This window comes from Streptomyces sp. BF23-19 (genome assembly GCF_041106355.1).
Taxonomy (GTDB): Bacteria; Actinomycetota; Actinomycetes; order Streptomycetales; family Streptomycetaceae; genus Streptomyces; species Streptomyces virginiae_A.
Genome location: NZ_JBGBPT010000001.1, coordinates 84,818 through 98,282 on the forward strand (window position 1 = coordinate 84,818; position 13,465 = coordinate 98,282).

Consider the following 13,465-nt stretch of genomic DNA (forward strand, 5'->3'; position numbering starts at 1 on the left):
TGGTACAGGTCGGTGTCCCCGCGTCACGATCGGACGTGCTCCTCGGTGCCGGGGTCGCGGCGGAGGACGAGGCCTCCGCCGAGGGCGGGTGAGCCCCGTACAGGGAAAGCGACCCGAGTCGAGCGTTCCGCGCCGTCTTTAGCCGAAGTTGCTCAAACAGCCCGGTCACGCGGCCGGCAGCACTATCGTCCACATCTCGCCGCCCACACCGACCGGCCCGCCAGAGTCCGCCCCTGTCGCCCCCGGTGACACCCGCCGTCCGACGGCCGCCTCGCACGACCGCGTTCCCGGCGGCGGTGTCACCGTTGACGACCGCCCCTTCGGAGACTGTGCCTACATGCCCAGTGGATCGCCTCCCACGAGGAGGCCGTTGACCGTCCTGGTCCTGGTCGCCGCCGTACTCGCCCTGCTTCTCGGCGGGGCGGGCGCGGCCTTCGCGCATGCCGGACTGAGCGGCTCCGATCCTGCGGACGGCAGTGTCCTGAAGGCCGAGCCGCAGCACGTCACGCTCACCTTCACCGAGTCGGTCAGCTTCTCCGACGACTCACTGCGCGTGCTGTCGCCGGCCAACGAGCGCGTGAACCCCCGTCCCGCGCAGCATGCGGACGGCAAGGAGAACACCGCCCGGGTGGAGCTGTCCGGCAAGCTGCCCCAGGGCACCTACACGGTGGCGTGGCGGGTCGTGTCCGCAGACGGCCATCCGATCTCCGGCGCGTTCGTCTTCTCCATCGGCCGGCCGTCCGAGACCGCCGCCGTGGTGGCGACCGGCTCACCGGACGACACGGCGGTCGGCCGCCTGTACGGAGTCCTTCGCCACATCGCCTACAGCGGCCTCGCCCTCCTCGTCGGAGCCGCCACGTTCGTCCTCGTGTGCTGGCCCACGGCGGGCGCGATCCGTCCCGTGCGCAGGCTGCTGACCGTCGGGTGGGTGGCGCTGACGGCGTCCACGGTGGCCCTGTTGCTGCTGCGCGGCCCGTACGAGACGGCCGGCTCGGTGACTTCGGCGTTCGACCTGGCGCAGCTGGGCCGGGCCGTCACGACGAGGTCCGGTGGCGCGCTGATGGCACGGCTCGTGCTCCTGGCGGTCGCCGCGGTGTTGCTCAGGCGATGGGCCCGACGGTTCGACCGTGCCGATGACGGCGCGCCGCCGCCCGAACTCGGGGCCCGGGTCCGGCAGGTCGGTGCGCTGCTTGCCGTGGCCCTGGCGGTCACCTGGGCCTTCGCGGAACACGCCGCCGCCGGTATCCAGGTGGTGCTGGCCATGCCCGTGGCTGTGCTGCACCTGCTGGCCATGGGGGTCTGGCTGGGCGGCCTGATCACGCTGCTGCTCCTCCTCCGCCGCGGCCCCGCCGGCCAGGGCGTTCCGGCGTCCGCGATCGCCCGCTTCTCCCGCTTGGCCTTCCGAGCCGTAGCCGTACTGGTCGGCACGGGGGTCTACCAGTCCTGGCGGCAGGTCGGCTCGTGGGAAGCGCTGTCCACCACCTCGTACGGCAGGACCCTCGTCGTGAAGGTCGCCGTCGTGGTCCTGGTGCTGTGGGTGGCCTCGTACTCCCGCCGCTGGACCGCCCGCCTCGTCCACGAGGCGTCGCCGGCCAGGAAGGCGGTGCGGGTGCGTGCCGCGGAGCGGGTGCGGGTGGCCCAGACGGTGGGCGCGCCCACCGCTCCGGCAGGGCAGGACCGCGACACCGCACCCGATGCGCCTGCCGGGGACGGGCCGAGCGAGAAGGCGGCGCCGCCCGCCTCCGAGGCCGACACGTACCGGCGCGGCCTGCGCCGCATGGTGACCGTCGAAGCCGTACTCGGCGTCGTGGTCCTGGTGATCACCACCATGCTCACCGGCACCCAGCCCAGCCGCGCCGCCGGTGAGAAGGTCGCGGCAGCCTCGGCGCAGGATTCGGGGGTGAAGGTCCTCACGGTGCCCTTCGACATGGGCACGGCCAATCACCAGGGCACGGTGCAGATCACGCTGGCGCCGGGGCGCGTCGGCGAGAACACGGTCGAAGCCGTCGTCTTCACCGCGGACGGCGGTCTCGCCTCCGTTCCCGAACTCCGCCTCACGCTCACCCAGGAAGAGCTCGGAATCGGCCCGCTCGACGCCAAGCTCAAGAACCAGAAGGGGTATTGGGCCGCCTACGACCTGCGGCTCCCGATGCCCGGCGAGTGGACCCTGAACATCACGATCCGCACCACCGACATCGACCAGGTCACCGTGCGCGAGACCGTCCGCATCACGCCGGTACCGAGGTGACCCGCTGTGGCCGTGCCGTCAGTCGGCCCGTACGGCTGCGCCGCGGCGCAGCCGCTTTCCGCCGGTGAGGCGTTCGGTCTCCATCGGCAGGGCGCAGCGGTCGGGGCCGGCACGTGGAGTACGCCACGCGCCGGCCCCGACCGGTCCTGTCAGGCCTGGCTACGGCTGCGGCGTACCCACCAGAAGGAGCCGGCGGCGGCCAGCAGGAGTACGGCGGCGATCGCGCCGACGACGGCCCCGGTGTTGCTGCCCGCGTCCTTGCCGCTCGTCGCCTGCGCGCCCGCGTCCGTGGCCGCGACGGGAGCGGCCGACGGGGCCGCGGTCGAGGGCTGGGCGGAGGGGACGACCGCGCTCGGCGACGGTGACGGCGAGGGGCCGGCGGCGATCGGTTCGGCGCCGGGGGCCGCCGCTCGGAGCTCGAGCACGGGGGCGGGGTTGTCGACCTTCTCGCCGTTGGTGGGCACCTCGATCCAGCGGGAGATCTTCCCGTCGCCGTAGGTCTCCAGGGTCTTGAAGGCCAGGGACTTCTCGTCGGGCAGCTGGCGTACGGTGACGCTGTACTCGGCGTCCGTGCCGGTAGCCAGGGCCGGGCCGCCGATCGCGTACCCGTCCGGCGTGGCCGTCAGCTTCCACTCCTTCGGAGCGTCCTTCAGCGTGACGGCGTCCGGAGCGATGCCCTGCGGCAGGACCACCCGCAACTCCGAGATGCCCGCGGTCTCCGATTCGGCCTCGGAGGTGAAGGAGAGCGTCACGTTCTCGGCGAGTGCGCGCGGGTCGGAGGCGGTGACTTCGGCGTGCGCGGCGGCGGGGCCGGCAGCCACACCCACGACCACCAGGGCGCCCACGGCCGCGATGCCCAACCTGCGGAGCCGGCGACGCGTGTGTGTTCCGTTCATGTTGGAGAACCCTCTCGGTACGCGTGACGGGCCTCGATCTGCAGCCGAAGGGCCCGTCAGGATCAGGGGAACGTCTCCTGCACATCCGTCAGGAGGCCCCCGGCGCACCACCGCGTGAGACAGCATCGTGGTCACCATCGGCCGCATGGCCGAGCCGTCGCTCGCAGCGCGGCGGACGGGCCGCAAGCCCGTCCGCACCCCCGGCCGACAGGCGACGCCGAACGCCGCGGCGGTCGCCGCGACGGCTGCCTGGACCCATCGGCCCACCGTCTCCGGCAGCCGGCTCAGCACCTGGTCCGCGCGATGCATGAGCAGAGCCATCACGCATGCGGCCACGCAGTGGACCGCCGTCATCGTCCACGTGCTGTGGTGTGCCGTACGTCCGATCTCCAGCGCGCTTCCGTGCGCTTCGGTGTGCTGGCCGCCGGCCGCCTGGGGTACGGACAGGGCTCGGTGCAGCAGCAGTTGAGCGAGCCCGGTGGCCGTGACCACGTACCACCCGGGGCGGCACGGACGGGCCGCGAGCCAGGAGAGCGCGAAGACCACCACCGAACCGACGGCAGCCCGCCGCCAGGACACCGGTTCCTCCGAGGCCAGATGGTGGCCGACGACCGCCAACATGCCGCTGAGCAGCGTGAACACGGCAGCCCGCAGCCGCCGTCCGCCCCACCTCGACGGCAGCGGACACGAGCGCATCCCCACAGAGGCTTCGGCCATGTCGGGTCCATCATCACCACACCCGGCCGCCGCCAGGCCCCAACTGTCAATTGCGGAGCAGTTTCGTGGTGAGGGCTGTCGGTCGGTGGCTCAGGGCGGTCGTGCGTGGAGTCGCCGGGTTGAACACCACTGGCCCTCGCAGGAGACTCGACATCGCCGTCGGCGGCATGCGGTTCTCCGGTCTGTCGGACGGAACGAGGCTCCGCCGGGGTCGTCCGGCTGGCCGAGCGGGCGAGGCCGCGGCCGGTGCTTTGCTCCGAGGCTGGCCGACCGCCGTCTGGTTGCCGTGTTCACCAGCCCGCTGAGCCGCGCCATGCGGACGGCCGAGCTCGCCGGCCTGACAGGTGCCAAGCCCGATCCAGACCTGTTGGAGTGGGACTACGGCGGCTACGAAGGCCTGACCGCCGAGCAGATCCGCGAGGCGAGGCCAGGCTGGAACCTGTGGCGCGACGGCGTCATTCCCGGTGACGCCGACCACCCCGGCGAGGAGCTCGCGCAGGTGGCCGCACGCACGGACGCGGTGCTGGACCGGATCCGTCCGCTGCTGAGCGAGGGTGATGTCGCCGTGGTTGCGCACGGCCACCTGGCGCGCGTGCTCACCGTGCGCCGGCTCGGCCTCGACGCGTCCGCGAGTCGACTGCTCGGCCACCCGCATCAGGGCACTCTCAGCTTCCTGGCCACCGAGGACGGGCAACCCATCATCTCCGCTTGGAACGTCCCTTAGGCAAGGCCGCCGCGTCACATCTGGCGCGAGAGGCTCCGGAAGCAGATGAGTGCCGCAGCAATGCCGGCGAAGGCGAGGAAGTGCTCGGCGTTGAGGCCGTGGCGGTGGTGAAATCTGCGGTATCCGGCGAGCCAGGAGACAGCGCGTTCGACAGTCCAGCGATGGCGTCCCAGCCGCTGGGAGGATTCGACGCCCCGTCGGGCGATGCGTTGGCCCCGGAGATGCCGATCCCCACCCTTCGGGCGTGTGGGTGTCGTCGGCACCACCCGTTGGCACAACTCCCACAGCCCATCAGGCACGAGGCGCTCCGCGATCGTCACGGTCGCAGACCACTGATCCAAACGAGATGACCTCTCAGGGGGCGGCGCCGTACATCCGTCGGGGTGTTCGTGCCGCCGGTGCGACAGAGGGTTCTTCGTGGTGATCGGCGGTGTACCGGTCGAGTCAGGCTCTGAGCGCACGCAGTGGTGTGAACGAGGCCGGGCGGCGCAGGCGTTGACGGTCGTCGAGCCCCGGGCAGGTCCGCCCCGGCCCCCGCGCTGACCGGAGCAAGAGGCCATGTGAACAGGGAAAACGCAACTTCGACATGGCCCGCTGAGGCAGCTACCTTCACCTGGTCTTCGGCGATCGCCCACGGTCGCACCGGAGTTCCTTCAGGTTGAGCCACCCGCGACGGGTGGGTCGGTCACGCCCACGACCAGGGAGAGACACATGCCCCAACTTGCGCTGTACACCTTCGGCGTCCTGCAGTCACCTCTCGCCGATCCCACCCCTCTCACGCACGAGTTCTACGACATCGGTGAGGCCGTGTACCGGAAGATCAGTCAGCACCCCGGATACCTCGCGCGTGCTGAAGCGGCGGGCGGTGACCGGGGCTTGCTCTTCGGGGCGGACTGGGGCGCATGGGGAGAGTTCGCCGTACCGACCTGGTACGACAAGGGCCGTACGGTGGAAACCACCGCCCTGGCCACGACACTCTCCCTCTGGACCGACCTGAACCCCGCCTTCGACGCCGTCTACACAGGTCTGCACCGTGAGGCGCTGAACAGGCGTTACGACTGGTTCGAGAGGACAGGACACCCGAATTACGTGTGCTGGTGGGTCTTTGACGGTGTGATACCCACCTGGCAGGACGGCGTCTCCAAGCTGGAACACCTCCACGACCACGGCACCGCGCCGCACGCGTTCACCTTCCACCACTCGTTCGCCCCGGACGGAACTCCGACCAGGGTCAAGGGCATCGGGCCGAAGAGCGACCAGGTTCGCTGAGCCCGCCCGAGCGGCCCGGCCGGCGAGGTCGACCTGCGCGTCTCCAGGGTGGCGCCCGCATCGACCGGTCGGACGCACCGGTGCGGTGAGCCGCCGTCGTGGCCGCCGCCCTGGGGTGTCGGGTCGGCCAGGCGCTCCCGCCCGGGCCGGCGGGCCGGTCTGCCCGGCCGGTCGGCCACCTGGTCCGCGTGCACGTCGTCCGGCCGGCGTCGCATCATCGCGGTCATCAGGCCTCCCTTACGGTGCGTGGCGGCCACGCTCACCATCGTCACCCCCGCCGCTCCACCAGGGACTTTCCGTCGCGGAGGGGTCACCGGGAGGCGGCGCCACCCGACTGGGTCACCGGGAGGATCCGGCCGCGTCGCCGAGGTCGGGGCTTGACGATTCGCAGCGAAAGATATGACACTCGAAGTGCAAGTTGTTTTGTGCTTCTTCGTAGCCGTTGTTTGCTGCCTGTCACGAAAGGCGAGACATGTCCGTCTACAGCGTCCGAGCAGGTTCCCGGCCGAGCCGCGCGGGCCGCGCGGGCCGCACGCGCCGTACCGGGCCGCGTACGGCGTCGGCCTGGCGTGCGCGTACGGCCGCGGCCTACGCCGCTGTGGGCGCGGCCGTGGGCGGCATCTGGGCCCTCGGCGGGGACACGCCCGCGTGGGAGCACGCCCTGCGCGTCCTCGTGGTGGTGCTCTGCGTCAGCGTGGCCGGACGATTCGTCGGCCGCCGTCTCGCCCGCTCCGGGCGGGCCCCCGTCGACCGCCGGCTGTTCTTCGGCCTGGTGGCGGGCAAAGTGCTCCTCGTGGCCGTCGCGCTGCTCGTCGACCAGCTCGCGGGGCTGTGGTTCGCCGAGCCCGCGCTGATCACGGCCGGCTTCCTGTTCGTCCTGGTGACCCTCGGCGGTCCCGCCCTGCACGGCCGGCTGTCGCACGGCGCCGGAGGGCCTGGGGAACGGGCCGCGCTTCCGTAGCATCGCCCCGGACGCCCTCGGCCGTACCCGGTCGCAGCCCGGTCGCCCCGTGCCGACACCTACCTTCCGAGCTGTCGGAGTGTGACTGCACCAGGCGGCCGACCGCACGATCCCCGCCCGCGAGGCGGGGATCGGCTGTGTACCGACCGGTGACGCGGCCCTACCGGGAGTCAGTGGAGGTCGGCCGGCTGCCGGGACGGAGGCTGGTCCGTGGTGGCGAGCAGGGCGTGCACCGCCGTCTCCATCGTGCGGGCGGCCGCTTCGGCGCTCAGGCCGCTGCTGCGCCAGTGGTACCAGGCGCCCCAGGTCGTCACCGCGTCCAGTCCGTGGAGCACCTCGGATCCGCGCGGGGCGGGCAGACGTTCGAGTTCCTCCGCGAAGACCTCGGCCAGTCGCGCCCGGGCGAGGTCCAGCACCTCTCGGGTGACCTCGGTGACGCGGTCACCCGGTGTCGCCAGGCGCATCAGGGTCAGCTGGGCCGGTGTGATCCACTCCAGGATCCTGGCCCGCTGTTCCGTCAGGGCCGCTACCCGAGTGGTACGGGGCCCCGTGGTCGGAAGCGGCCTGATCTGCTCGATCAGCTGCTCCAGCCGACGGGTGATGGCCGTCTCCACCAGCTCGGACATGTCGGCGAAGTGGTGGAACACGAGGCGTCGGGACACTCCGGCACGCTCGGCGACCCGCTCCGCGGGGAAGGCGGATTCCCCCTCGTCGAGCAGGGAGAGGACGGCCTCGGCGATCTTCACCCGGGACTGCCGGCCGCGCTCGGCACGGCCGTCCGTGGCGCGGTCCTCGGACCCTGGTCGTCGAGCCGGCTGGTTCACGGCGTCCCTCCCCACCTCGCTGGGTGTCATTGTCGCAAACGGATGAGAAGGCGGCCGCGGCATCGGCAGCGCCGCCGGCCGCGGTTCGTGCCCTGTACCGCGGCGGGGTGGCGGGTCGAAGAGGGGGCCGGAACCGACCGGTCGGCTCCACACCCGCTCACCCGTCCGTACGTCCAACGCCGTCCGGTACCAGGCGTCGGGCATCGCCGTGGCGCCCTTCCGGCGGGCGGACCGCAGTTCGTCGGCGCTCGGGTGGGTGAAGGCGTACAGCAGAACAGCAGACCCGTCGCGAGGGAGACCTTGCCGACGACGCTCGGAACCCGTTGGCGGTCGTCCGGATCGAGCAGCATCAGCCGGGGAGCCGGTCCGGGGGTCATGCGGACGGTGACGAACCGGCCCCTGGCGTCGAAGGTGACCGAGCCGCGGAGCCCGCCCTGGAGCCTGCTGCGGACGGCGAGCTCGCGGCCGGTGGGGCCGGGGCCTTCGTGCGTGTCGATCCGGTAGGCGTCGCCGTGCAGGTGGCTGGAGCCGTTGGCGGCCATGAACGGGTGCTGCGGGACGGCGGGGACGGCGGGGACGGTGACCGGGCGCGGTGCGACGGCGTGACCGGTGGGGGCGACCGGGGGGGTATGGCCTGCGGTTTCGCCGCCCGGCAGGCGACCGTCGGGGCCTCCGTGCATGCTGGATCAAGCGGGGTCCGGAGTCGGCCGACGACCCGTGAGGACGACGACGGAGGCGGCACACCATGAGCCAAGCCATGCTCCGGAAGGTCATCGACTACGCCAACCGCGCCGACCCGTACCCGCTGTACGAGGAGCTGCGCAGGACGCCGGTGTTCCACGACGAGGACGGGCCGTACGTCGTCAGCACCTACCACGAGATCCAGGCCCTGCTGCACGATCCGCGCATCAGCTCCGACCCGCGCAATCTGACGCTGTCGGCGAGCGACCCGTTGGGGCAGGACGAGGGCGACGAATCGACTCTGCCGCCGGTCTTCATCAGGCTCGACCCGCCGGACCACGACCGGCTGCGCCGCATCACGAACCGGCCCTTCGGGCCGCCGCATTCCCCGCACCGGGTCCACGACATGCGCGGCGAGCTCGGTGGCATCGTCTCCGGCCTCATCGACGGCCTCGTCGGCGCGGACTCCCTGGAACGGATCGACCTGGTCGAGCAGTTCTCCTATCCCTTCCCGGTGACGGTGATCTGCCGGCTGCTGGGGGTGCCGCACGAGGACGAGTCGCGCTTCCACGTCTGGGCCGACACCCTCGCCGCCAGCCTGGACCCCGATCCGGACGTCGACCCCGGCACCACGTCCAAGGTCGCGGCCGACGCGCAGATCGAGCTCGGCATGTACCTGGCCGGTCTGATCGAGGAACGCCGCAAGAACCCGGGCGAGGACATGCTGTCCCAACTGGCGGCCGTCGATGAGGAACCGGACGGGTCCATGAGCATCCTGGAGATCATCAGTACCGCCGCGCTGCTGCTGATCGCGGGTCACGAGACCACGGTCAACCTGATCACCAACGGCATGCTCACCCTGCTGCGCCACCCGGACGTGCTCCAACGGCTGCGCGAGGACCCGCAGCTGTCCGTACCGATCGTCGAGGAACTGCTGCGCTACGAGCCGCCCGTGCAGTTGCTGCCCCGGCGCAGCGCGCTCGCCGACATCGAGGTGGGCGGGGTGACCATCCCCAAGGGCGCCACGGTTTTGCTGATCCTCGCGTCCGGGAAGCGTGACCCCAAGCGCTTCGAGAACCCGGACCGCTTCGACCCCGACCGCAAGGACATCCAGCACCTCGGCCTGGGCAGCGGCATCCACAGTTGCTTCGGCGCCCCTCTGGCCCGCTTGGAGGCCCAGCTGGCCCTCAGCGAACTGGCCCGCCGGTTGGAGAACCCCCGACTGCTGGAGGACCCGCCCCCGTACCGCCGGAACGCGGTCCTGCGCGGTCCCCGCCACCTGCCCATCGCCTGCGACGGCATCCGGCCCGCGTGACGGACTCGGTGGTCGGCTCGTCGAGGGAGAAGAGTCCCCCGACGCCTCGGTGCGCCGCGCGATCGTGCCCCGTCCCACGCTTCCCGCCGAGGAGCTGACGCGGTCGTCGGCGGACCCGTCGGAACACGTCGCGACCACCGCCGCCGGCATCGCCGACCCGCCGCTCGCCCACGTGCACCGGATCCTCGCGCTCGCCGGACGGTGACACCGCCCCGCGACGAGCCGCACCGGGCGGCACCGACGGGCTCATTTGAAACCTAAACGACATTTGTTGCATGTTTTTGCAACCTTGAGGGTCGCGAAACACATCCAAAGAGGCGGAACACCCGTTCTGCCCGCTCAAGGGCAGCCCCACCGTTCGGAGCGAAGTTCGTGCACGAGTACCCGCAGTCGCAGCAGCCCGGTCGATCCCGCAAGAAGGTGTGGATCGGCTCCGCGGTGGCCGTGGTCCTGCTCGCCGGCGCCGGCGCCGGGGCGATCTTCTGGGCGACGGACTGGTTCGACGGGAACGGGGAGTCCGTCAGTTACGCGAAGCCCTCGACGGGAGGGGGCAAGGACAAGGAGACCGGCGCCGGGAAGCAGGACGCCGCGCCGACCGCGGACCCTGACGTGTCCCTCCCCACCGGCCCGGTCACCGACTTCAAGCAGACGGTCAAGCTGGAGGACGGCACCCGCATATCCAAGGCCCGGGTGAAGGGCCCCAAGTCCGGCTTCGAGGGCAGCGTCTGGGTGTGGACGCCCAAGGAGTACGACCGCCCGGAGTACGCGAAGAGCGCCTTCCCGGTCATGATCGCGCTGCCCGGAGGCAACGGGAACGCCGACAACTACTGGGCGACCATGCCGAAGCTGGGCCTCCAGAAGGCCATCGCCGAGGGCGCCGCCGCCGGCAAGAGCCTCCCGTTCATCCTGGTCATGCCGATCCTCAACCCGGACGCCAAGTACTACTACGACGGCTCCGACATCCCCGGCCAGGCCAAGATGGGCACCTGGATCGGCGAGGACGTACCCGACCTCGCCCGCGCCAACTTCCGTACCTACAAGTCCCGCGACGGCTGGGCCTTCATGGGCAACTCCTCCGGTGCCTTCGTCGGCCTCAAGCAACTCCTGCAGAAGCCGGACCACTTCCGGGCCGTCATAGCCAACGGCGGCGAGATCATCCCCGACTCCCCGCTCTGGAAGGGCCACCAGGCGGAGATGGACGCGAACAACCCCGAGAAGCTCGCACCGAAGCTGATCGGCACCAAGGGCCCCGAGGTGGACATCCTCTTCCAGTACGGCACCAAGGAGGGCGGCCGCGACCGGATGGAGAAGTTCCAGCAGCAGTTCGGCAAGGGCCCGATCAAGGTCTCGATCCACGAGATCCAGGGCGGCGACCACAACGGCTGGGACTACGTCCGGGGCATGCGGGAAGGCGCCCTGGAACAGCTCAGCAAGCTGATGAAGGGGCCGAAGCCGCAGTAGGACCTCGCCTCCTCCGCCTCCTCCGCCTCCTCTGGTTCCTCCGGGTTCCTCCGGCTCGTAGGGATGCCTCCCGTACATCTGGTGTCGCGGCCCACCGGGAGGGGATCATGGGTGGCGCGCGTTGGCCGTCATCGCCGCAGCGAGTCCAGGAGGTACGTGTGTCCACAGCGTCGAGTCGTGCGTCCGGGAGTTGCGAGGTCCCGCTGCTCCGCGAGACGATCGGGGACAACCTCGACCGGACCGTACGGCGCTTCCCCGACCGGGACGCCCTCGTGGACGTCGCCGCCGGCTGGCGGTGGACGTACGCGGAGCTGGCCGTCGAGGTGGACGCCCTGGCCCTCGGGCTGTTGGACCTCGGGATCGTCAAGGGCGACCGGGTCGGCATCTGGGCGCCCAACCGCGCCGAGTGGACGCTCGTGCAGTACGCCACCGCGAAGATCGGGGCGATTCTGGTCACCGTGAACCCGGCGTACCGCTCGCACGAGCTGGAGTACGTGCTCGGGCAGTCCGGCATCCGGCTGCTGGTCGCGGCGGAGCGCTTCAAGAGCTCCGACTACGCGGCGATGATCGAGGAGGTCCGGCCGCGCTGCCCGGGGCTGGAGTTCACCGTCCTCTTCGACGGGCCGCGGTGGGACGCGGTGCTGGAACGCGGGCGCGGGGCCGACCCGGCCGCGCTGGCACGGGCACGGGCCGCGCTGAGCCCGGACGACCCGATCAACATCCAGTACACCTCGGGTACGACGGGCTTCCCCAAGGGAGCCACCCTCTCGCACCACAACATCCTCAACAACGGCTTCTTCGTGGGCGAGCTGTGCGGATACGACGAACACGACCGGGTGTGCATCCCCGTCCCCTTCTACCACTGTTTCGGGATGGTGATGGGCAACCTCGCCTGCACCAGCCACGGTGCGGCGATGGTGATCCCGGCGCCCGCCTTCGACCCGTCGGCGACGCTGGCCGCGGTGGAGGCGGAGGCCTGCACCTCCCTGTACGGGGTCCCCACCATGTTCATCGCCGAGCTGGCCGCCCCCGGGTTCGACGGGTACGACCTGTCGAGCCTGCGCACCGGGATCATGGCGGGCTCGCCCTGCCCGGTGGAGGTCATGAACGAGGTCATCGAGCGGATGGGGATGACCGAGGTCTCCATCTGTTACGGCATGACGGAGACCTCGCCGGTGTCCACCCAGACCCGGGTGGACGACTCGGTCGAGCGCCGCGTCTCCACGGTGGGCCGCGTCGGCCCGCACCTGGAGGTCAAGGTGGCCGATCCGCAGTCCGGCCGGACCGTCCCGCGCGGCACCCCGGGCGAACTGTGCACCCGGGGCTACTCGGTCATGCTCGGCTACTGGGGCGAGCCCGAGAAGACAGCCGAGGCCGTCGACCCGGAGGGCTGGATGCACACCGGCGACCTGGCCGTCATGGACGGTGACGGCTACCTGAGCATCACCGGCCGTATCAAGGACATGGTGATCCGCGGAGGCGAGAACCTGTACCCCCGCGAGATCGAGGAGTTCCTGCACGCGCACCCCGACGTCCTGGACGTGCAGGTCATCGGGGTCCCCGACTCGAAGTACGGGGAGGAGCTGATGGCGTGGGTACGGATGCGCGAGGGGGCCGAGCCGCTGACCGCCCAGGCCGTCCGCGCGTACTGCGCGGGGCGGCTCGCCCACTTCAAGATCCCGCGCTACGTCCACGTCGTGGAGGAGTTCCCGATGACCGTCACCGGAAAGATCCGCAAGATCGAGATGCGCGCGATGGCGACCCGCCTGCTCGAGGAGGAGACGGCCGGGGCCGGCGGCTCCTGACCCCGCCGCGTCCGGGACGACCGGTCGGTCAACCACGCCACGGGTGGGCGGGATCCGCGGTGATCTCGACGTGCTGAGGCGCGTGGCGCGGCAAGGACCAGATGCGGCCCGCGGTGCTGACAGCGGTCACGGTGGTCTCGTCCAAGGTGACCTCGGAGAACGGATCGGACCAGCTGGAGGTCGCGATCCATTCCAAGGTGCCTTCGTCGTCGTCCCGGGTCAGGGCGACCCAGCCGATGCTCCCGTGATCCGCTGACTCTCCTGCCGAGGCGCGGCTTCCGGCACGAGCGTGCGAGGAGAGCACGGAGCCGACCTCCACCCAGTTGCCGGCACTCCATTCGGTCGCCCGCAGGACCTCCACCCACTGCCACTGTTCAGCCCGGACGTCGTCGACCTGATCAGGTGGGGAGAGGCGCACCAGGTTCATCACCGACAGAGAACCGTCGGCGAACACGATGAAGTCCCCGTCAGGTGCCTCGCGCCCGCGCCACCGCCGGTGCACCTGATGAGCCATGCCGGTCGGGTCGGAAGCATCCATGCCCAGCATGGTGACACGCCGTCCGA

11 protein-coding genes and 2 pseudogenes are annotated in these 13,465 nt (G+C 71.1%); 8 read left to right on the forward strand and 5 right to left on the reverse strand.

Translation table 11 applies throughout. The features are described from left to right. The first annotated feature begins 370 nt into the window (after positions 1 to 370). Positions 371 to 2,248 (forward strand): copper resistance CopC/CopD family protein, encoded by a 1,878-nt coding sequence (locus AB8A24_RS00390; protein ID WP_369474144.1) that lies wholly within the window; start codon positions 371 to 373, stop codon positions 2,246 to 2,248. 149 nt (positions 2,249 to 2,397) lie between these two features. Here AB8A24_RS00390 and AB8A24_RS00395 read toward each other — a convergent pair whose 3' ends face one another. Then, positions 2,398 to 3,861, reverse strand: a complete 1,464-nt coding sequence (locus AB8A24_RS00395) for a DUF1775 domain-containing protein (RefSeq protein WP_369474146.1) — start codon at positions 3,859 to 3,861, stop codon at positions 2,398 to 2,400. On the opposite strand from AB8A24_RS00395, the gene AB8A24_RS00400 reads away from it, so the two are divergent. Next, the gene (locus AB8A24_RS00400) at positions 3,860 to 4,585 is read left to right on the forward strand and encodes a histidine phosphatase family protein (RefSeq protein ID WP_369474147.1); all 726 of its coding nucleotides are present in this window, start codon (positions 3,860 to 3,862) and stop codon (positions 4,583 to 4,585) included. The genes AB8A24_RS00395 and AB8A24_RS00400 overlap by 2 nt on opposite strands. A 14-nt stretch (positions 4,586 to 4,599) precedes the next feature. Here AB8A24_RS00400 and AB8A24_RS00405 read toward each other — a convergent pair. Next, positions 4,600 to 4,812, reverse strand: a pseudogene (locus AB8A24_RS00405) (IS5/IS1182 family transposase); the annotation flags it as partial. Positions 4,813 to 5,296: 484 nt separating this feature from the next. On the opposite strand from AB8A24_RS00405, the gene AB8A24_RS00410 reads away from it, so the two are divergent. Then, positions 5,297 to 5,854: a DUF3291 domain-containing protein gene (locus AB8A24_RS00410; protein WP_328960391.1), complete on the forward strand. Its 558-nt coding sequence runs from the start codon at positions 5,297 to 5,299 to the stop codon at positions 5,852 to 5,854. Between the two features lie 128 nt (positions 5,855 to 5,982). On the opposite strand, the pseudogene AB8A24_RS00415 reads toward AB8A24_RS00410, so the two are convergent. Further along, positions 5,983 to 6,147 (reverse strand): annotated as a pseudogene (locus AB8A24_RS00415) (GNAT family N-acetyltransferase); the annotation flags it as partial. Between the two features lie 179 nt (positions 6,148 to 6,326). Between AB8A24_RS00415 and AB8A24_RS00420 the strand changes: the two are divergent. Next, positions 6,327 to 6,815, forward strand: a complete 489-nt coding sequence (locus AB8A24_RS00420) for a hypothetical protein (protein WP_369474149.1) — start codon at positions 6,327 to 6,329, stop codon at positions 6,813 to 6,815. A 170-nt stretch (positions 6,816 to 6,985) separates the two neighbouring features. Here the strand turns inward: AB8A24_RS00420 and AB8A24_RS00425 are convergent, their stop codons facing one another. Next, positions 6,986 to 7,639 (reverse strand): TetR/AcrR family transcriptional regulator, encoded by a 654-nt coding sequence (locus AB8A24_RS00425; protein ID WP_369474151.1) that lies wholly within the window; start codon positions 7,637 to 7,639, stop codon positions 6,986 to 6,988. Between the two features lie 745 nt (positions 7,640 to 8,384). On the opposite strand from AB8A24_RS00425, the gene AB8A24_RS00430 reads away from it, so the two are divergent. The 4 genes from AB8A24_RS00430 to AB8A24_RS00445 all read left to right on the forward strand — a co-directional run bounded on the left by AB8A24_RS00430 (position 8,385) and on the right by AB8A24_RS00445 (position 12,901). Next, complete coding sequence (locus AB8A24_RS00430; protein WP_369474153.1) at positions 8,385 to 9,635, forward strand: cytochrome P450; 1,251 nt, start codon at positions 8,385 to 8,387, stop codon at positions 9,633 to 9,635. A gap of 64 nt (positions 9,636 to 9,699) precedes the next feature. After that, the gene (locus AB8A24_RS00435; protein ID WP_369474154.1) at positions 9,700 to 9,840 is read left to right on the forward strand and encodes a hypothetical protein; all 141 of its coding nucleotides are present in this window, start codon (positions 9,700 to 9,702) and stop codon (positions 9,838 to 9,840) included. Positions 9,841 to 10,007: 167 nt separating this feature from the next. Beyond that, entirely contained in the window at positions 10,008 to 11,096 is a 1,089-nt protein-coding gene (locus AB8A24_RS00440; protein WP_369474156.1) for an alpha/beta hydrolase, read from the forward strand. Positions 11,097 to 11,203: 107 nt separating this feature from the next. Then, the gene (locus AB8A24_RS00445) at positions 11,204 to 12,901 is read left to right on the forward strand and encodes an AMP-binding protein (RefSeq protein ID WP_369474158.1); all 1,698 of its coding nucleotides are present in this window, start codon (positions 11,204 to 11,206) and stop codon (positions 12,899 to 12,901) included. 28 nt (positions 12,902 to 12,929) lie between these two features. On the opposite strand, the gene AB8A24_RS00450 is transcribed toward AB8A24_RS00445, so the two are convergent. Then, positions 12,930 to 13,439 carry a hypothetical protein gene (locus AB8A24_RS00450; RefSeq protein ID WP_369474159.1) on the reverse strand — a complete coding sequence of 170 codons (510 nt, stop codon included), beginning with the start codon at positions 13,437 to 13,439 and terminating at the stop codon, positions 12,930 to 12,932. Positions 13,440 to 13,465: the final 26 nt, after the last annotated feature.

Bases quoted from the DNA above. Each gene is read 5' to 3' on its own strand.
- AB8A24_RS00400 (WP_369474147.1), top strand. From the start codon at position 3,860: ATGTCGGGTCCATCATCACCACACCCGGCCGCCGCCAGGCCCCAACTG.
- AB8A24_RS00395 (WP_369474146.1), bottom strand. From the start codon at position 3,861: ATGGCCGAAGCCTCTGTGGGGATGCGCTCGTGTCCGCTGCCGTCGAGG.
- AB8A24_RS00410 (WP_328960391.1), top strand. From the start codon at position 5,297: ATGCCCCAACTTGCGCTGTACACCTTCGGCGTCCTGCAGTCACCTCTC.
- AB8A24_RS00420 (WP_369474149.1), top strand. From the start codon at position 6,327: ATGTCCGTCTACAGCGTCCGAGCAGGTTCCCGGCCGAGCCGCGCGGGC.
- AB8A24_RS00430 (WP_369474153.1), top strand. From the start codon at position 8,385: ATGAGCCAAGCCATGCTCCGGAAGGTCATCGACTACGCCAACCGCGCC.
- AB8A24_RS00445 (WP_369474158.1), top strand. From the start codon at position 11,204: ATGGGTGGCGCGCGTTGGCCGTCATCGCCGCAGCGAGTCCAGGAGGTA.
- AB8A24_RS00450 (WP_369474159.1), bottom strand. From the start codon at position 13,439: ATGGATGCTTCCGACCCGACCGGCATGGCTCATCAGGTGCACCGGCGG.